This window comes from Pseudooceanicola endophyticus, from assembly GCF_018760365.1.
GTDB lineage: Bacteria > Pseudomonadota > Alphaproteobacteria > Rhodobacterales > Rhodobacteraceae > Pseudooceanicola > Pseudooceanicola endophyticus.
The window spans coordinates 297,053-313,975 of sequence record NZ_JAHIAB010000001.1; the positions used below are offsets into that span (position 1 = coordinate 297,053).

Sequence of the window (16,923 nt, forward strand, 5' to 3'; positions counted from 1 at the left end):
CCCCGGGGGCCGCGTTTTCGTTTCGCCTTCACGGCAAATCCACCATGGCGTGCATAACCCCTTGCCGCAAAACCGCCCTGCGCGCATTCTGCCGCCATGATGCGCGACAGCACCTATGGCGGGTTCGACAGCCTCCTGGCCCGGATGGAAGCCCGGCAGGATCCGCTGTCCTTCGATCCCGGAGAGGCGCTGCCGCCGCTCGATCTGGATCTGGCACCGTTGCGCAGCCGGCGCGTCGCGGCGCCCGACGGTCCGGCCCCGCGCTCGGGCCACGGGCGCAAGGCGCATGAGCTGGCCGGGGAATTCGCCGGCGCCCCCGAGCTCTGCCACCTGCATGGCCTGCTGATCGCCCATCTGCGCCGCCGGGCGCAGCCGCCACAGGCCGCGCCGCTGTTCCTGCGGCTCTGGCGGGAAGAAGCGGACGTCCTGCTGGCCCGGCTCTCGCCGCGCTGGCTGGTCTCGGCGGTGACGACCTTCGCCGATCATGGCGCGACCGAGGCGCAGCGACGCTCCGGGCTGGCGCTGAGCGTGCTGTTCGGCACGATGAAGCTGTATGAGAGCGAGCGGTTGCATTCCGGTCTGGTGCCGGAGGCCCCCTTTCCCGGTCCGCGCAAGCGCCGTCGCCTGCCGCTGGACATGGCGCCCTATGCGCTGAAATCCGGCGGGCTGGACGTGAACCTGCTGGGGCGCCTCTGGCAGGAGGCCGGCGCGGACCCGGGGATCGCGCCGCTGGCGCGCCACCTGCTGGCACTTCTGGACGGCGATCCGCGCACCGTCTTCCGCCGCCTCGCGCTGATGCGCGGAGAGCTGACGCCGCCCCCCGAAAATGATGCCTTCCGCCTGCTGCCCCTGCCCGAAGGCGCCGAGCCCGCGCTCAGCACCCGGCCCGTGGCCGATCCGGCCCGGCCGGGCTGGGGGATCGTGGCGACCCTGGACGGCGAGCTGCACGACATCGCCCACTTTGCCGCCCATCACCTGCTGACCGGGGCCGACCGGCTGTTTCTTTACCTCGATCCGCCCGATCACGGCATGGCCGCCGTGCTGGCGCGCCACCCGAAGATCGAGGTGATCCAATGCGATGACGCCCACTGGCAGCGGCTGGGCACGGCGCGCCCCGACAGCGCCGAACGCCGTCAGGCCCGCAATGCCAGCGCCTGCTACCATGGCTGCGATCTGGACTGGCTGGTGCATCTGGACGGCGACGACCGGCTGCTGCCCGACCGTCCCTTCGGCGCGGTGCTGGCGGCGCTGCCCCGCCAGGTCGCCGTGCTGGACCTGCCTCCGGTGGAACAGCTGTCGGGCCCCGCCCCGGTCTACCGCCTGCCGACCCCCGACACCCCCGCCGGAGAGGCCCTGCTGGCCGCGCTCTATCCGACCTTCGGACTGCATCTGCCGCAGGGCCGGCTGGGGCCGGCGCAGGGACGTCCGGCAGTGCGCACCGGGATCCGGGACTGCCGGCTGGGGCTGCATTACCTGATCCGGCGGGGCGCTCCGGTGCCGAACCGGGCGCTCTGGCAGGCCGGCTGGCTGGGGCGCACCCTGTCACGCGGCGCGCAGGATTTCCACGCCGGCCTCGAGGCGCGCCTGGCCCGGGGCCTCTATCCGCGCGGCAAGGACCGCTTCGGCCCCGGCGACCTGCTGGAATACCTGGCCGGCACGGAGGGCGAGGCGGCGCTGCGCCTGTTCCACGAAGAGGTCCTGGCCGACACGCCCGACATGCGCGCCCGGCTGGCCGCCCAGGGGCTGCTGCTGGATCCCGGGATCGACCCCGAAGCCCAGGTCCGCGCCGTCTTCGGCCCGCTGCCGGAAGGATCCCCCGCATGAGCCCGCGTTGGGGAATCGTCTGCACGCTGAAGGCGCCGCCCGAGCGGGTGCTGGACTTTGCCGCCTGGCACCTGGAGCTGGGGGCCACGCGGCTGCACCTGCATTTCGACGATCCCGCGGACCCGGCCCTGCCACTGCTGAGGGCCCATCCCCGCATCCGCACCGTGGCCTGCGACAGCGGCTGGTGGCGACGCATCAGCGGCTTTCGCCCGAAACGCCACCAGGCCAGGCAGACGGCCAATGCCACCCACTGCTACCGGCACAAGTGTCGGCTGGACTGGCTTGCACATATCGACGTGGACGAATTCCTGCTGCCCGAAGCACCGCTGCCCGGGCTGCTGGCCGCCCTGCCCGGCGATTGCCACAGTGCCCGGGTCCATGCCATCGAGGCGCTCTGGTCCGCCGTGCCCGAAGGCGACACCGTGCATTTCCGCGCCGCCCACCGCGATCCCGCCGCCCGCCGGGCCAGTAGTGCGCGCAGCGATCCCGAATTCGGGGCCTGGCTGACCGGCGGCCTGCTGAGCCACACCAACGGCAAGATCTTCGCCCGTCCCGGCCTGCCCGAGGCAGAGTTCCGCATCCACAACCTGCTGACGCCCGCAGGCCCGAACCCCGGAGAGGTCGTGCTCGGACGCTGCGCCCTGGGCCATTTCCACGCCGGCGCCCCGGCGCACTGGCTGGCGCAGTTCCGCTTCCGCCATGCCCGGGGCTCCTACCGGGCCGAGCTGCGCCCCCCCCGCCCCGGCACGCCCAACCTGCATGCCCATCTGGCCGCACTGGAGGCCCGAGAGGGAGAGGCCGGCCTGCTGCGCTTCCACGCCGCCACCTGCCGGGACACGCCAGAGTTGCGGAGGCGACTCGCGGCCGAAGGATTGCTGCGATGCCACGAAATGCCCCTCACGGCCCTGCGACAGCGCCATTTTCCGCATATCAGCATGGCACCCCCGGAAAACGGCCCTTGAAAACAGGGCATTTGCCCGTTTCGATTGACCTTTTTGAAAGGCTCTAGTAAGAGCGCACTCCATGAGGCGACGGTCGACCTGCTCGCCCGGGCCCTGTCGGCCCCCCTTCACGGATACGCTACGGGCCAAGATGTGTCCGTAAACCTACGGATGCACATGACCAAGTTTTCTGATCTCGACCTGGACCCCAAGGTCCTGAAAGCCATCGCCGAAGCAGGCTATGAATCGCCGACGCCGATTCAGGCCGGCGCGATTCCCCCTGCCCTGGCAGGCAAGGACGTCCTGGGGATTGCCCAGACCGGGACCGGCAAGACCGCCAGCTTCACGCTGCCGATGATCACCCGTCTGGCCAAGGGCCGCGCCCGCGCGCGGATGCCGCGCTCGCTGGTGCTGTGCCCGACCCGCGAACTGGCCGCCCAGGTCGCCGAGAACTTCGACACCTATACCAAGCACATGAAGCTGACCAAGGCGCTGCTGATCGGCGGCGTCAGCTTCAAGGAGCAGGAAGCGCTGATCGACCGCGGCGTCGACGTGCTGATCGCCACCCCCGGCCGTCTGCTCGACCATTTCGAGCGCGGCAAGCTGCTGCTGACCGGCGTGCAGATCATGGTGGTGGACGAAGCCGACCGGATGCTCGACATGGGCTTCATTCCGGATATCGAGCGCATCTTCTCTCTGACGCCCTTCACCCGGCAGACGCTGTTCTTCTCGGCCACCATGGCGCCGGAAATCGAACGCATCACCAACACCTTCCTCTCCGCCCCCGAGCGGATCGAGGTCGCGCGCCAGGCCACCACCTCCGAGAACATCGAGCAGAGCGTCGTCATGTTCAAGGCGTCGCGCAAGGACCGCGAGGGCTCCGAGAAGCGCCGCATCCTGCGCCAGCTGATCGACATGGAAGGCGAGACGCTGACCAACGCGATCATCTTCTGCAACCGCAAGACCGATGTCGACGTGACCGCCAAGTCGCTGAAGAAATACGGCTATGACGCGGCGCCGATCCATGGCGACCTGGACCAGTCGACCCGGATGCGGACGCTGGACGGCTTCCGCGATGGCTCTCTCAAGATCCTGTGCGCCTCCGACGTGGCGGCGCGCGGCCTCGACGTGCCCTCCGTGTCCCATGTCTTCAATTTCGACGTGCCGACCCATTCCGAGGACTACGTGCACCGCATCGGCCGGACCGGCCGCGCCGGGCGCAAGGGCAAGACGATCATGATCTGCGTCCCCCGCGACGAAAAGAACCTGGCCGATATCGAAAAGCTGGTCGGCAAGGAGATCCCGCGTCTTGAGCTGCCGGGCGTGAAGGCCCCGGTGCGCAGCGAGGAAACCGCCGCCGCCCCCGAGGCCAAGGAAAAGCCGCGCCGCACCCGGACCCGCAAGCCGAAGGCCGAAAAGGTCACCGAAGCCGCCGCCCCCGAGGCCGTGCAGGAGGTGAAGGCCGACAAGGTCACCGCCGCCGCCGTGGAGGCGCCCGAGAAGGCCGTGCAGGAAACCGCCGCGCCCGTCGAGAAGGCCCCCGCCGCCGAGAAGCCTGCCGAAAAGCCCGCCCGCAAGGCGGCGCCGAAAGCGGCCGAAAAGGTTGCCAAGCTCGACAAGGCCGAGAAGGCCCCCGAGCAGGTCGCCGACAAGACCGAGAAAGCCGAAAAGGCCGATGCCAAGCCCCGCGGCAACCGCGAGCGCGGCGGCAAGGGCCGTGGCGGCAACGATCGCGTCATCGTCGGCATGGGCGATCACATGCCCAGCTTCATCGCGCTGTCCTTCGAGCAGCGCCGCGCCGGCTGACGCCGGTGCCGCGCGGGCGCCGGGCTCGATGCCCGGCCCCGCGCGCCCTCTCTTCAGCCTTTCGCAACAGATCCGGTCCTAGCCTGCTCCTGTCAGCCACAGGGGTCAGGCCATGCATGTCGTTCTACCGCAGCCGCCATCGCTTGCGAATCGCCGCAGACACGCGCGCTACGCGCTCTCCCGCCCCTGTGAGCTGATCCTGGAGGACAAGGTCCTCACCGCCCGTCTGCTGGATATCTCCGCCGGCGGCGCCCGCCTGCTGCTGCCCCTTGCGGCCAGCGGCTACGGTCCCCTGCCCCAGCTGCGCTTCCGCCTGCCGCAGATCTGCACCTTCCGGGCCGATCTGCGCTGGAGCGCGCATCATCATGTGGGTCTTCAGTTCGACGAGCTCTCAGCGCGCCAGTCCGGCGCGCTGAGATCGCTTCTGTCGGAACTTGAGCGGCGCGATCAGGCCAGCCGGGAGATCACGACCGTGACCTCGGGCTTCTTGCCGATCTCGCCCTGAGCCGAGTTGCGCACGACGCGCCGCAGGGCTTCTTCCAGCTTGTCGTCGTCGCGCATGGTCTTGGCATCGGCCCGGCCCAGGAACTGGCTCAGGTCCTGTTCCAGCACGTCCACCAGCGTCACACCCGAGCGACCGGTTTCCGGCAGGCCCATGACGTCGCACCAGGGATCGCCAAGCGCCTCGTCGTCCTCGTCGATGACCGCCGTCACCGTGACATGGCCGTTCAGCGCCATGCGGATCCGGTCCCGCACGATGCCGTCCAGCGCGCCGATCTGGATCGAACCGTCCAGGTAGGTGCGCCCGGTCTCGATGTACTCGGCCACCTTCGGGGCATTGCCCGTCAGCTCCAGCATCATGCCGTTGACGGCGACGAAGGACATGCGGCCCTTCTCCATGCTCATCTTGGCATGTTCGCGCAGGTGGCGGTGCTCGCCATGCATCGGGATGACGATCTGCGGGTTCACGATGTCCTGCAGGCGCGCCAGGTCGGGACGGTTCGCGTGCCCGGAAACGTGGTAGCGCCCGGCGGTATCGTCGATCACGTCCACGCCCATCTGGCTGAAGTTGTTGATGATCGAGATCACCGACTTCTCGTTGCCCGGGATGGTCTTGGAAGAGAACAGGAAGGTGTCGCCCTCGCCCAGGGTGATGCCGTGGTGCTTGCCCCGGGCCAGCTGGGCCGCCGCCGCGCGGCGTTCGCCCTGGCTGCCGGTGACGATCATCATCAGGTTCTCGCGCGGGATCTCGCGCGCATCCTCGATGCTGATCACCTTGGGGAAGCCCGACAGGATGCCGGTTTCCTGGCCCGCCTCGATCATGCGGCGCATGGCGCGGCCCAGCAGGCAGACCGACCGGCCCGCCTTGTCGCCCGCCACCGCCAGCGATTTCACCCGCGCGATGTTCGACGCAAAGGTCGTCGCCACGAAGATGCCGGTATCACAGGAGGCTACCAGCTTCTCGACCTCCGGCTCCACCTCGGATTCCGAGCGGCCGGGATTGGGCGAGAAGACGTTGGTGCTGTCGCAGATCAGGGCGCGCACGCCATCCTTCGACACCTCGCGCCAGAGCGCCTCGTCGAAGGGTTCGCCGACGATCGGGGTCTCGTCCAGCTTGAAATCGCCCGAGTGGATGATCCGACCCGCCGGCGTGTCGATGACCAGCGCGCTGCTTTCGGGGATCGAATGCGACATCGGCAGGAAGCCCACCCGGAAGGGGCCGGCCTTGATGGTCTCGGGCCAGGCGCTTGCGGTGGTCACCACGTGATCGCCCAGACCGTATTCCGCCAGCTTGCCGCGCGCGATATTGGCCGTGAAGGCCCGCGCATAGATGATCGGCGCCCCGAGGCGTTCGAACAGATGGCCGACGGCGCCCACGTGGTCCTCGTGGGCATGGGTGATGAACACCGCTTCCAGCCGGTCGCGGTTCTCTTTCAGCCAGGTGATGTCGGCAAAGATCAGATCCACCCCCGGCGTGGTATCCATGTCGGGGAAGGCGACGCCCAGGTCCACGAGGATCAGCCGTTCCTTGCCGGCCGGCCCATACCCGTAGACATAGGCGTTCATCCCAATTTCCCCGGCACCGCCGAGCGGAAGATAGATGAGCCGATCGGTTGTCATGTAGCCCCTAGCGTTTGATTGTAGTCATAGATGACCCTGAGCCCATGGATGGTCAGGTTTTCGTCGAAATGGTCGAACAGCGTATCGCCCTGTCCGAAGAGGGGCGCAAGCCCCCCGGTCGAGATAATTCTCATGGGTCGGGCATATTCGGCGCGGATCCGGTCACAGATCCCGCGCACCAGCCCCACATAGCCCCAGAACACGCCGCTCTGCATGCAGGCCACGGTATTGGTGCCGATCACATGGGCAGGCCTGGTCACATCCACGTGCGGCAGCGCGGCGGCGCTCTCGTGCAGGGCCTGAAGCGACAGGTTCACCCCCGGCGCGATCACGCCGCCCACATAGGCGCCGTCCTCGGCCACCACGTCGAAGGTCGTGGCGGTGCCGAAATCCACCACCACCAGATCGCCGCCATAGCGGTCGAAGGCGCCGGCGGCATTGACCAGCCGGTCGGGGCCCACCTGGGTCCCGGCATCGACGCGCGGCTTGTTGGGCAGCGCGCATTCCGGTTTGCCGACCACGAAGGGACGGCAGTTGAAGTAGCGGTCCGCCAGGACGCGCAGGTTGAACACCACCCGCGGCACGGTGGACGAGATGATCACCGCGTCGATGTCCATCGGGATCTTGTTGTGCGCCAGAAGCGCGGCCAGCCAGACGTAATACTGATCGGCGGTGCGCTGATGTTCGGTCGAGGTGCGCAGGGTGCAGAGGAATTCCTGGCCGTCCCAGATCGAAAAGACAGTGTTTGTGTTGCCGCAATCAATGGTCAGCAGCATGCAGTCGTCCTCCCTGGAGTGACTGTCGGGTCGTCAGAAGTAGACGTCGGCGGCGGCGATCGCATGTCGCTGGCCGTCGACCGTCAGGACGAGGTGTCCGTTGTCGTCGATGGTCTCAAAGCGCCCGGTCAGGCTGTCGGAACCGAACCGCGCGGTGATCTCCTGCCCCAGACGGGTGGCGCGGTCCAGCCATGCCCTGCGGATCGGGGCGAAACCCTGGGTGCGGAACATGTCCTCAAGCCGGGCATAGGACGCGGCGAGGGCCGTCAGGAAGTCCTCCGTGCTGACCTGGACACCGGCCTCGGACAGCAGAGAGACGGGGCGCAGGGCGCGCGCCTCCAGCTGCTCGGGCTGCGGCGCCTCGGCCAGATTGACGCCGATGCCGATCATCAGCCCCTCGACCCGGTTCCGGCGCAGCACGCTTTCCAGCAGGATGCCCGCCAGCTTGCCGCCGTTCATCAGCACGTCGTTGGGCCATTTCAGCGCGAAGGGATCGGTGCGCCCGCTGACCAGCACCAGCGCGTCGTAAAGCGCCAGCGCGGCCACGAAGCTGCGCAGGGCGATGCGGTCGGGGCTTTCGCCCGCAACCGGCAGCACCAGCGTACCGGCAAAGTTGCCGGTCGGGTTGGCCCAGGCGCGGCCCCGCCGCCCCCGTGCCTTGGTCTGAAGGCCCGCTGAAATCCACAGCGGGCCGGTCAGGGTGTCGAAGCGACGCGCCCCCTCGTCGAGGGTGCTGTCCACTTCCGCAAGCTCCAGCCGGTCGTAACCGGCGGGCCAGGCCTTCGGCAGGTCGCTCAAGATCACTGCACCAGGGAGGCCGCGGCGGCCTGCGCCACGCCTTCCAGGCCGAACAGGTTGACCACGCCGATCAGCATGATCGCGGCGGACACCGTCAGGAAGCCCAGCAGCACGGGGTTCTTCGACTCGTCCAGCGGCTCTTCCGAGGATTTGCCGAAGTACATGAAGTAGACCACGCGCAGGTAGTAGAAGGCGCCCACCACCGAGGCCAGCACCGCCATGATCGCCAGCCACACCAGGCCGCCTTCATAGGCCGCGCGCAGCACATAGATCTTGGCGAAGAAGCCGATGAAGGGCGGCACGCCGGCCATGGAGAACAGCAGCAGCAGCAGCGCCAGCGCCCGCCCCGGAGAGGCCGAGGCATAGACGTTGAGCGAGCGGATGTCGGTCACAGGCTGGCCGTCGCGTTCCATCGACATGATGAAGGCGAAGGCGCCGATGTTCATGGTCACGTAGATCGAGAGATACAGCAGCATCGACTGCACCCCGAAGGCCGTCCCCGCCGACAGCCCCATGAGCGCGTAGCCCATGTGCGCAATCGAGGAATAGGACATCAGGCGCTTGATGTTGGTCTGCCCGATGGCCGCGACCGAACCCACCACCATCGACAGGAAGGCGATCATCGCCGTGACCTGCTGCCAGTCGCCCACGACACCGCCGAAGGCATCATAAAGCAGCCGGGCGAACAGGCCCATGGCGGCGAACTTGGGCGCGGTGGCGAAGAAGGCGGTGACCGGCGTCGGAGAACCCTCGTAGACATCCGGGGTCCACATGTGGAACGGCACGGCCGAGATCTTGAACGCCAGGCCCGCGATCATGAAGACGATGCCGAACAGCAGGCCGACGGGGGCATGGCCCTGCCCTGCCGCCTCGATGATCCCCGAGAACAGCGTGGTGCCCGAGAAGCCGTAGACCAGCGAGGCGCCATACAGCAGCATCCCCGAGGAGAGCGAGCCCAGCACGAAGTACTTCAGGCCCGCCTCGGTCGACTTCAGGAAGTCGCGGCGGATCGAGGCCAGCACGTAGAGCGCCAGCGATTGCAGCTCCACGCCCATGTAGAGCGTGATCAGGTCCCCGGCCGAGACCATGACCAGCATGCCCAGCACCGCCAGCGCGATCAGCACCGGGAATTCGAAGTGCAGGACCTTGCGGCGGGCCATGTGTTCAAGGCCCATGACCAGCACGGCGGCGGCCGAGAACAGGATGCCGACCTGCGCGTATTGCGCGAAGGCATCGTTGTTGTACATGCCGTGGAACGCGGTGGTCCCGGTGGGCCGGATCGAGATCCAGAGCCCCAGCAGCACGAAGACGGCGGCCGTTGCCCAGGAGAGGATGCCTGCGACCTTGTCCTTGCCGAGGTAGACCCCGAGGACCAGGGCCACCATCGCGTAGATCGCCAGGACGATCTCCGGAAGGATGATGTTCAGGTCAGACTGAAGCATGTTGAAGGGTCCTCCGGGTTCAGTGCGATGCGGCCGGCGCTTCGGCGGTGGCGGTGGCCGCTTCGGTGCGGCCCGCCTCCTTCAGCGCGGTCTGGTTATGCTCGACGAGGGCGGCGATCGTGGGGCCGACGCGGTCGGTCACGAAGCTCGGGTAGACGCCGAGGAACAGGGTCATGGCGACCAGCGGGCCCATGATGAGCTTTTCGCGCAGGTCGAGATCCTTGATGGTTTTCAGGCTTTCCTTCAGCAGCGGGCCCATGACCACGCGGCGGTAGAGGTAAAGCGCATAGGCCGCCGACAGGATGACGCCGGTAGCCGCGACCATCGCGATCCAGGTGTTGACCTGGAAGATGCCGATCATGGTCAGGAATTCCCCGATGAAGCCCGAGGTGCCGGGCAGGCCGACATTGGCCATGGTGAAGAACATGAAGATCAGCGCATAGGCCGGCATCCGGTTCACCAGGCCGCCGTAGGCCTCGATCTCACGGGTGTGCATCCGGTCGTAGATGAAGCCCACGGACAGGAAGAGGCCGGCAGAGATGAAGCCGTGGCTCAGCATCTGGAACATCGCGCCGTCCATGCCCTGCTGGTTCACCGCGAAGATGCCCATGGTGACAAAGCCCATGTGCGCGACGGACGAATAGGCGATCAGCTTCTTCATGTCGGTCTGCACCAGCGCCACCAGCGAGGTGTAGACGATGGCGATCACCGAGAGCCACAGCACGAAGGGCGTCATCACGTCGGCGCCCACCGGGAACATCGGCAGAGAGAAGCGCAGGAAGCCGTAGCCGCCCATCTTCAGCAGGATCGCCGCAAGGTCGACCGAGCCCGCCGTCGGCGCCTGGACGTGGGCGTCAGGCAGCCAGGTATGGACCGGCCACATCGGCGTCTTGACGGCGAAGCCCACGAAGAAGCCGAAGAACAGCAGCGTCTGTAGCCCTCCCGGGATCACGAAGCCGAACAGCTTTATCGGATCGGAACTGAAGTCGAAATTCATCAGCGCCACGATGTCGGTGGTCTGCGCATGTTCGTAGATGACGATCATCGAGATCAGCATCATGACCGAGCCGAGGAAGGTGTAGAGGAAGAACTTGAAGGTCGCGTAGATCCGGTTCGGGCCGCCCCAGATGCCGATGATCAGGAACATCGGGATCAGGCCGGCTTCGAAGAAGACGTAGAACAGGATCAGGTCCAGGGACATGAACACGCCGAGCATCAGCGTTTCCAGGATCAGGAAGGCGATCATGTATTCCTTCACCCGCCGCTTCACCCGCCAGGAGGCGGCGATGGTGATCGGCATCATGAAGGTGGTCAGCATCACGAACAGGACCGAGATCCCGTCGACGCCCATCTTGTAGCGCAGCCCGCCCAGCCAGGGACGGTCCTCGACCATCTGGAAGCCGGTGTTGGCGCTGTCGAACTGGAACAGGATGAAGAGCGACACCAGGAAGGTCAGCGAGGTGGCGATCAGCGCCACCCACTTGGCATTGCGCTGAGAGGCCCGGTCCTCGCCCCGCAGGAAAATCGCCAGGATCAGCGCCGCGATGGACGGCATGAAGGTGACGATGGACAGAAGGTTGTTCATTAGTGGGCCCCTCCGATGAGCGTCATCCAGGTCACAAGGGCCGCGATGCCGATCACCATCGTGAATGCATAGGTAAAGATGTAACCGCTCTGCCAGCGTCCGATCAGGCGCACGAAGGCGGGCACGATGCCAAGGGCGACGCCGTTGACGGTGCCGTCGATGATGGTGCCGTCACCGCGCTTCCAGAACAGCCGCCCGACGGCGAAGGCCGGACGCACGAAGAGGAAGTCGTAGATCTCGTCGAAATACCACTTGTTCAGCAGGAACAGGTACAGCGGACGGTTGGCATCGGCCAGGCGCTTGGGCAGGGTCGTGTCCTTGATGTACATGACCCAGGCGATCCCGAAACCGATCAGCATGGCGATGAAGGGGCTGACCTTGACCCAGGCCGGCGCTTCGTGGGCGGTCTCGATCACGTGGTTCTCGGGGCCGGTGTAGATCGCGCCGTACTGGATCGCGGCATGGTCCGCCGCGGCCTCTGCATGGTGCGCCGGCATCGAGAAGAAGGCCGCCATCCTGTCATGGTCTCCGAAGAAGGGACCATACCAGATCATCCCCGCCAGGATCGCGCCCAGCGACAGCACGCCGAGCGGGATCAGCATGACCTTCGGGCTTTCATGGGCGTGCTCATGGGCATGTTTGTCGCCGCGCGCCTCGCCGAAGAAGGTCATGAAGATCAGCCGCCAGGAGTAGAAGGAGGTGAACAGCGCCGCGATCACCAGCATCCAGAAGGCATAGCCGCCCATGGTGCCAGCCCAGACGCTCTCGATGATGGCGTCCTTCGACAGGAAGCCCGCAAAGCCGATATGGGTGAAGGGGATGCCGACGCCGGTGATGGCCAGCGTGCCGATCACCATGGCCCAGAAGGTCATCGGGATCTTGTCCTTCAGCCCGCCGTAATTGCGCAGATCCTGCTCGTGGTGCATCGCGGTGATGACCGAGCCCGCCGAGAGGAAGAGCAGCGCCTTGAAGAAGGCATGGGTGAAGAGGTGGAACATCGCCGGCCCGTAGGCGCCGACACCCGCCGCCGCGAACATGTAGCCCAGCTGCGAGCAGGTCGAATAGGCAATGACGCGCTTGATGTCGTTCTGCACCAGGCCGACCGTCGCGGCGAAGAAGGCCGTCGTCGCGCCGATGAAGGTGATGAAGGCCATGGTTTCGGGCGCGCTTTCCATCAGCGGCGACATCCGGCAGATCAGGAAGACGCCGGCGGTGACCATGGTCGCCGCGTGGATCAGCGCCGACACCGGGGTCGGGCCTTCCATGGCGTCCGGCAGCCAGGTGTGCAGGAACAGCTGCGCCGACTTGCCCGCCGCACCGATGAACAGCAGGAAGGCCAGCAGGTTCGCCGCGTTCCAGTCACGCCACAGGAAGTGCAGCTCGGTATCCGCGATGTGGGGGACCTGGCTGAAGATCGTGTCGAAGTCGATGGCATCGGTCAGGAAGAACAGGCCAAGGATCCCCAGCAGGAAGCCGAAGTCGCCGATCCGGTTGACCACGAAGGCCTTGATCGACGCCGCACCCGCCGAGGGCTTCTTGTAGTAGAAGCCGATCAGCAGGTAGGAGGCCAGGCCCACGCCTTCCCAGCCGAAGAACATCTGCACGATGTTGTCGGAGGTGACCAGCGCCAGCATCGCGAAGGTGAAGAGCGACAGGTAGGCGAAGAAGCGGGGGCGGTATTCCTCGGTCTCCAGGAAGTTCTCGTCATGGGCCATGTAGCCGATCGAGTAGAGGTGCACGAAGGCCGAGACCGTCGTGACCACCACCAGCATGATCGTCGTCAGCCGGTCGACCCGCACGCCCCAGGAGGCGTTCAACGTGCCGCTTTCGATCCAGCGCATGATCTCGACGTGCTGGGCGGTGTCGGGGGTGGTGAAGAAGGCGATCCAGCTCAGCAGGCAGACGAAGAACAGGACCCCGGTGGTGAGGTACTGCGCCCCTTTCACGGAGATCACGCGCCAGCCGAAGCCCGCGATGACCGCCGAGATCAGCGGCAGCAGGAGGATGATGGGGACCATGGGTTCAGCCTTTCATCACGTTGACGTCTTCCACGGCGATGGAGCCGCGGTTGCGGAAGAAGCAGACCAGGATGGCGAGGCCGATCGCCGCCTCGGCGGCGGCCACCGTCAGCACGAAGAGCGAGAAGACCTGCCCCGCGAGATCCCCGAGATAGCTGGAGAAGGTGACAAGGTTGATGTTCACCGACAGCAGGATCAGTTCGATGCTCATCAGCAGGATGATGATGTTCTTCCGGTTCAGGAAGATCCCGAAAATCCCGATGACGAACAGCACGGCCGCCACTGTCAGGTAATGTTCGATTCCGATCATGTGCCTCGGTCCCTCACGTTTCGCAGCGGACGACCGCATGGGCGGGGCCTTGCACCCCGGCGGCGGCGGTCCGTCTTGTTTTATCCTCCCGCGCGCCAAGGGCGCACGGCCTCCCCGCGGTGCGGGCCATGGCGGTCGCGGCGACCGGCCTCACAGCCCCTGCCCCGGCTTCACGTCCTTCATCTTCAGCTGGACCTTCGGATCGCGCCACATCTGCTCAAGCACGTTCTGGCGCTTGACGTCCTTGCGGTGGCGCAGCGTCAGCACGATGGCCCCGATCATCGCGACCAGCAGGACCATGCCGGCCAGCTGGAAGGGCAGGAAGTAGCGGTCGAAGATCAGCATCCCGAGCGCGTTGGTGTTGTGCATGTCGGTGGGCGTCACGGCGGTCCGCGCGGCCTCGGCCGTCGAAGCCTCGTGCCAGGAGCCGTAGGCCAGGCCGAACTGCATCAGCAGGATCAGCCCGATCAGCAGCGCCAGCGGCATGTACTTGGCCATCTCCGCCTTCAGCTCGGCGAAGTCGACGTCCAGCATCATGACCACGAAGAGGAACAGCACCATGACGGCGCCGACGTAGACGATGACCAACAGCATGGCGACGAATTCCGCCCCCAGCAGAACGAAGAGCCCCGCCGCGGAAAGGAAGGTCAGGATCAGCCAGAGCACGGAGTGAACCGGGTTCCGGGAGATCACCGTGAAGAGGCCCCCTGCAATCGCGCAGAGCGCGAAGAGGTAGAAGGAGAAAGCGGCGACGGTCATGTCTCATCATCCTCTGGTGCGTCCATGACCTCCTTGGCGAGCGCGGCGGCCCGGGTCATGGCGGGTATGCCGGCGAACATCGACATCTGTGCGATGGCCTCGGCGATTTCCTGTTTCGTGGCGCCGACCTCTAGCAGGTGGCGCACGGTGAGGCGCAGCTGGCTTTCCGCCTGCGCGCCGTGCATGGTCAGACCCGCAAGGGTCAGGAAGAGGCGGGTCTTGGCGTCCAGCCCCTCCTTGTTGAAGGCCTTGCCGAAGGCCATCTCCATCCAGTCCTTGGGCATCACCGGCCAGAGCGTCTCGAAGCCCTTGGGGGTGAAGGTCTCAAGCGAGGGGTTCATGGCCTTCGCCATGTCCTGGGCCTGCGCCATGAAGAACTCGAACGGGTTCTTCGGATCGCTCATGCCGCCTCCCCTTCCGCCGCGATCACGCGGGCCAGATCCTGGAGCGTCGCCATGTAACCGGCGATCTCCTGCGGGTCCTGGCCCAGCTCTTCCAGCAGGTCGGGGGCCTTGACGGCGACCATCTGCGCCAGGCGCACCAGCGGTCCGCGCGGCAGAGCGCGGATCTCGGACTGGATGGGCGCGGGCAGCGCGGCCCGGGTCGCCTGCGCCTCGGGCGCGGCAGGATCAAGCGCACCGGCCACGATGACGAGGATGGCCAGGCCATCTTCCAGCTCGCTGTCGGTAAAGTCGTCATCGGCCCAGGCATCGTCGCAGACCGCCAGGATCTCGCGGATCACCGGAACGCCGACCTCGGCCACGCCAGAGAGCAGCTCCTGCGCGGTTTCGTTGTCGTAAAGGCCGGTCGTCGCGGTCATCGGGGGGTCCTCAGCGGTAGGGGGCGTCAAGCTCGAGGTTGCGGGCGATCTCGGCTTCCCAGCGGGCGCCGTTCTCGAGCAGCTTCTGCTTGTCGTAGTAAAGTTCTTCGCGGGTCTCGGTGGAGAACTCGAAATTCGGGCCTTCGACGATGGCATCCACCGGGCAGGCTTCCTGGCAGAAGCCGCAGTAGATGCATTTCGTCATGTCGATGTCGTAGCGCGTGGTCCGGCGAGAGCCGTCATCACGCGGTTCGGCATCGATGGTGATGGCCTGCGCCGGGCAGATCGCCTCGCAGAGCTTGCAGGCGATGCAGCGCTCTTCCCCGTTGGGGTAGCGGCGCAGCGCGTGTTCGCCGCGGAAGCGGGGCGACAGGCGGCCCTTTTCATGCGGGTAATCCAGCGTGGGCTTGGGCGTGAAGAAGTACTTGAAGCCCAGCTTGAAGCCCTTGAAGAAATCGACCAGCAGGAAGTACTTGGCCGCGCGGGTATAGTCGACGCTTGCCATGGATCAGCCTCCAATCATCCAGCGGGCCCAGGCGCCGCCGAAAAGCTCGAATTTCGCGAGGAATGCCACCAGCACGACCCAGCCGAGCGACATCGGCAGGAAGACCTTCCAGCCGATCCGCATCAGCTGGTCGTAGCGGTAGCGCGGGGTGATCGCCTTCACCATGGCGAAGACGAAGAACACCAGGACGCATTTCAGGATGAACCACAGCACGCCGTCGGGCAGGCCCGGGATCGGCGACAGCCAGCCGCCGAAGAACAGCGTGGTCATCAGCGCGCACATCAGCACGATGGCGACATATTCCCCGATCATGAACAGCAGGAACGGGGTCGAGGAATATTCCACCTGGTAGCCCGCCACCAGTTCCGATTCCGCTTCCGGAAGGTCGAAGGGGGGGCGGTTGGTCTCGGCCAGGGCCGAGATCAGGAACAGGAAGACCATCGGCAGGTGCGGCAGCCAGTACCAGGAGAACAGGCCGAAGCGGCCGTCCTGGGCATGGACGATGTCGGTGAAGTTCATCGAACCGGTCGAGATGATGATGCCGATGATGATCAGGCCAATCGACACCTCGTAGGAGATCATCTGCGCCGCAGAGCGCAGCGAACCGAGGAACGGATATTTCGAGTTCGACGCCCAGCCGCCCATGATCACGCCGTAAACCTCAAGCGAGGAGACCGCGAAGACGTAGAGGATGGCGACGTTGATGTTCGACACCACCCAGCCGTCGTTGAACGGGATCACCGCCCAGGCCACCATCGCCAGCACGAAGCTGAGCAGCGGCGCCAGGAAGAAGACGAACCGGTCGGCGCCCGCCGGCACCACGATTTCCTTGGTGATGTACTTGCCGAAGTCGGCGAAGCTTTGCAGCAGGCCGAAGACGCCCACCACGTTCGGGCCCTTGCGCAGCTGCACGGCCGCCCAGACCTTGCGGTCGCCGTAAAGCAGGAAGGCCAGCGCCACCAGAAGCGGCACGACAACCAGTAGCACCTGGCCGATGATGACCAGAAGGATGCCTATCGGGTTGGTGGTGAAAAACTCAGCCATATGTCCTCACACCGTCGGTATTCCGTTGTCCCGCGCGATGCGCGGCGATGACGTCCGTCCGGGTCATTCCGTCTCCTCCGTGCCGGGCTGACAGTTCGGTATAAACCGCATCTGCCGTTGCGACACCAGAGCCGCCGGGAACAATTCCCAACGGACGTCTTGAAAATCTTTCAC

Annotated in this window: 16 protein-coding genes; 4 read left to right on the plus strand and 12 right to left on the minus strand. The window is 66.1% G+C overall.

Annotated features, from left to right (window positions below; all coding sequences use genetic code 11):
- Positions 1-96 precede the first annotated feature (96 nt).
- From KM176_RS01450 to KM176_RS01465, 4 genes are all read left to right on the plus strand, one after another.
- A complete protein-coding gene (locus tag KM176_RS01450) occupies positions 97-1,824 on the plus strand; it encodes a glycosyltransferase family 2 protein (protein ID WP_160891974.1) in 1,728 nt (575 codons plus the stop codon).
- Positions 1,821-2,786 (plus strand): glycosyltransferase family 2 protein, encoded by a 966-nt coding sequence (locus KM176_RS01455; RefSeq protein WP_160891976.1) that lies wholly within the window; start codon positions 1,821-1,823, stop codon positions 2,784-2,786. The genes KM176_RS01450 and KM176_RS01455 overlap by 4 nt, the downstream gene beginning before the upstream one ends.
- A 156-nt stretch (positions 2,787-2,942) precedes the next feature.
- The gene (locus KM176_RS01460) at positions 2,943-4,571 is read left to right on the plus strand and encodes a DEAD/DEAH box helicase (RefSeq protein ID WP_160891978.1); all 1,629 of its coding nucleotides are present in this window, start codon (positions 2,943-2,945) and stop codon (positions 4,569-4,571) included.
- Between the two features lie 112 nt (positions 4,572-4,683).
- Positions 4,684-5,076 (plus strand): PilZ domain-containing protein, encoded by a 393-nt coding sequence (locus tag KM176_RS01465; protein WP_160891980.1) that lies wholly within the window; start codon positions 4,684-4,686, stop codon positions 5,074-5,076.
- Here the strand turns inward: KM176_RS01465 and KM176_RS01470 are convergent.
- From KM176_RS01470 to nuoH, 12 genes are all read right to left on the minus strand, one after another.
- Positions 5,019-6,692, minus strand: a complete 1,674-nt coding sequence (locus KM176_RS01470; protein ID WP_160891982.1) for a ribonuclease J — start codon at positions 6,690-6,692, stop codon at positions 5,019-5,021. The two genes, KM176_RS01465 and KM176_RS01470, sit on opposite strands and share 58 nt — an antisense overlap.
- Positions 6,689-7,468, minus strand: a complete 780-nt coding sequence (locus tag KM176_RS01475; protein ID WP_160891984.1) for a type III pantothenate kinase — start codon at positions 7,466-7,468, stop codon at positions 6,689-6,691. The genes KM176_RS01470 and KM176_RS01475 overlap by 4 nt, the downstream gene beginning before the upstream one ends.
- Positions 7,469-7,501: 33 nt before the next feature.
- Positions 7,502-8,266, minus strand: a complete 765-nt coding sequence (locus KM176_RS01480; protein ID WP_375372113.1) for a biotin--[acetyl-CoA-carboxylase] ligase — start codon at positions 8,264-8,266, stop codon at positions 7,502-7,504.
- A 2-nt stretch (positions 8,267-8,268) separates the two neighbouring features.
- A complete protein-coding gene (gene nuoN / locus KM176_RS01485) occupies positions 8,269-9,708 on the minus strand; it encodes an NADH-quinone oxidoreductase subunit NuoN (RefSeq protein WP_160891986.1) in 1,440 nt (479 codons plus the stop codon).
- Between the two features lie 19 nt (positions 9,709-9,727).
- On the minus strand, positions 9,728-11,293 hold the full coding sequence (locus KM176_RS01490) for an NADH-quinone oxidoreductase subunit M (protein WP_160891988.1): 1,566 nt from the start codon (positions 11,291-11,293) through the stop codon (positions 9,728-9,730).
- Complete coding sequence (gene nuoL, locus KM176_RS01495; protein ID WP_160891990.1) at positions 11,293-13,311, minus strand: NADH-quinone oxidoreductase subunit L; 2,019 nt, start codon at positions 13,309-13,311, stop codon at positions 11,293-11,295. The genes KM176_RS01490 and nuoL overlap by 1 nt, the downstream gene beginning before the upstream one ends.
- Before the next feature lie 4 nt (positions 13,312-13,315).
- Complete coding sequence (gene nuoK, locus KM176_RS01500) at positions 13,316-13,621, minus strand: NADH-quinone oxidoreductase subunit NuoK (protein ID WP_160891992.1); 306 nt, start codon at positions 13,619-13,621, stop codon at positions 13,316-13,318.
- A 150-nt stretch (positions 13,622-13,771) separates the two neighbouring features.
- Positions 13,772-14,380: an NADH-quinone oxidoreductase subunit J gene (locus KM176_RS01505; RefSeq protein ID WP_160891994.1), complete on the minus strand. Its 609-nt coding sequence runs from the start codon at positions 14,378-14,380 to the stop codon at positions 13,772-13,774.
- Positions 14,377-14,784, minus strand: a complete 408-nt coding sequence (locus tag KM176_RS01510; protein WP_160891996.1) for a carboxymuconolactone decarboxylase family protein — start codon at positions 14,782-14,784, stop codon at positions 14,377-14,379. Before KM176_RS01510 ends, KM176_RS01505 begins: the two co-directional genes overlap by 4 nt.
- Positions 14,781-15,200: a hypothetical protein gene (locus tag KM176_RS01515; RefSeq protein ID WP_160891998.1), complete on the minus strand. Its 420-nt coding sequence runs from the start codon at positions 15,198-15,200 to the stop codon at positions 14,781-14,783. The genes KM176_RS01510 and KM176_RS01515 overlap by 4 nt, the downstream gene beginning before the upstream one ends.
- 10 nt (positions 15,201-15,210) lie before the next feature.
- Entirely contained in the window at positions 15,211-15,705 is a 495-nt protein-coding gene (gene nuoI, locus KM176_RS01520) for an NADH-quinone oxidoreductase subunit NuoI (RefSeq protein WP_160892000.1), read from the minus strand.
- 3 nt (positions 15,706-15,708) lie between these two features.
- On the minus strand, positions 15,709-16,749 hold the full coding sequence (nuoH, locus tag KM176_RS01525) for an NADH-quinone oxidoreductase subunit NuoH (RefSeq protein ID WP_160892002.1): 1,041 nt from the start codon (positions 16,747-16,749) through the stop codon (positions 15,709-15,711).
- Between the last annotated feature and the right edge of the window lie 174 nt (positions 16,750-16,923).

What these genes read in the sequence shown, in the direction of transcription:
- KM176_RS01490 (WP_160891988.1), bottom strand. Translation starts at nt 11,293, where the DNA reads ATGAACAACCTTCTGTCCATCGTCACCTTCATGCCGTCCATCGCGGCG.
- KM176_RS01510 (WP_160891996.1), bottom strand. Translation starts at nt 14,784, where the DNA reads ATGAGCGATCCGAAGAACCCGTTCGAGTTCTTCATGGCGCAGGCCCAG.
- KM176_RS01475 (WP_160891984.1), bottom strand. Translation starts at nt 7,468, where the DNA reads ATGCTGCTGACCATTGATTGCGGCAACACAAACACTGTCTTTTCGATC.
- nuoN (WP_160891986.1), bottom strand. Translation starts at nt 9,708, where the DNA reads ATGCTTCAGTCTGACCTGAACATCATCCTTCCGGAGATCGTCCTGGCG.
- nuoK (WP_160891992.1), bottom strand. Translation starts at nt 13,621, where the DNA reads ATGATCGGAATCGAACATTACCTGACAGTGGCGGCCGTGCTGTTCGTC.
- KM176_RS01455 (WP_160891976.1), top strand. Translation starts at nt 1,821, where the DNA reads ATGAGCCCGCGTTGGGGAATCGTCTGCACGCTGAAGGCGCCGCCCGAG.
- nuoH (WP_160892002.1), bottom strand. Translation starts at nt 16,749, where the DNA reads ATGGCTGAGTTTTTCACCACCAACCCGATAGGCATCCTTCTGGTCATC.
- KM176_RS01515 (WP_160891998.1), bottom strand. Translation starts at nt 15,200, where the DNA reads ATGACCGCGACGACCGGCCTTTACGACAACGAAACCGCGCAGGAGCTG.
- KM176_RS01470 (WP_160891982.1), bottom strand. Translation starts at nt 6,692, where the DNA reads ATGACAACCGATCGGCTCATCTATCTTCCGCTCGGCGGTGCCGGGGAA.
- KM176_RS01465 (WP_160891980.1), top strand. Translation starts at nt 4,684, where the DNA reads ATGCATGTCGTTCTACCGCAGCCGCCATCGCTTGCGAATCGCCGCAGA.
- nuoI (WP_160892000.1), bottom strand. Translation starts at nt 15,705, where the DNA reads ATGGCAAGCGTCGACTATACCCGCGCGGCCAAGTACTTCCTGCTGGTC.
- KM176_RS01505 (WP_160891994.1), bottom strand. Translation starts at nt 14,380, where the DNA reads ATGACCGTCGCCGCTTTCTCCTTCTACCTCTTCGCGCTCTGCGCGATT.
- KM176_RS01460 (WP_160891978.1), top strand. Translation starts at nt 2,943, where the DNA reads ATGACCAAGTTTTCTGATCTCGACCTGGACCCCAAGGTCCTGAAAGCC.
- nuoL (WP_160891990.1), bottom strand. Translation starts at nt 13,311, where the DNA reads ATGGTCCCCATCATCCTCCTGCTGCCGCTGATCTCGGCGGTCATCGCG.
- KM176_RS01450 (WP_160891974.1), top strand. Translation starts at nt 97, where the DNA reads ATGATGCGCGACAGCACCTATGGCGGGTTCGACAGCCTCCTGGCCCGG.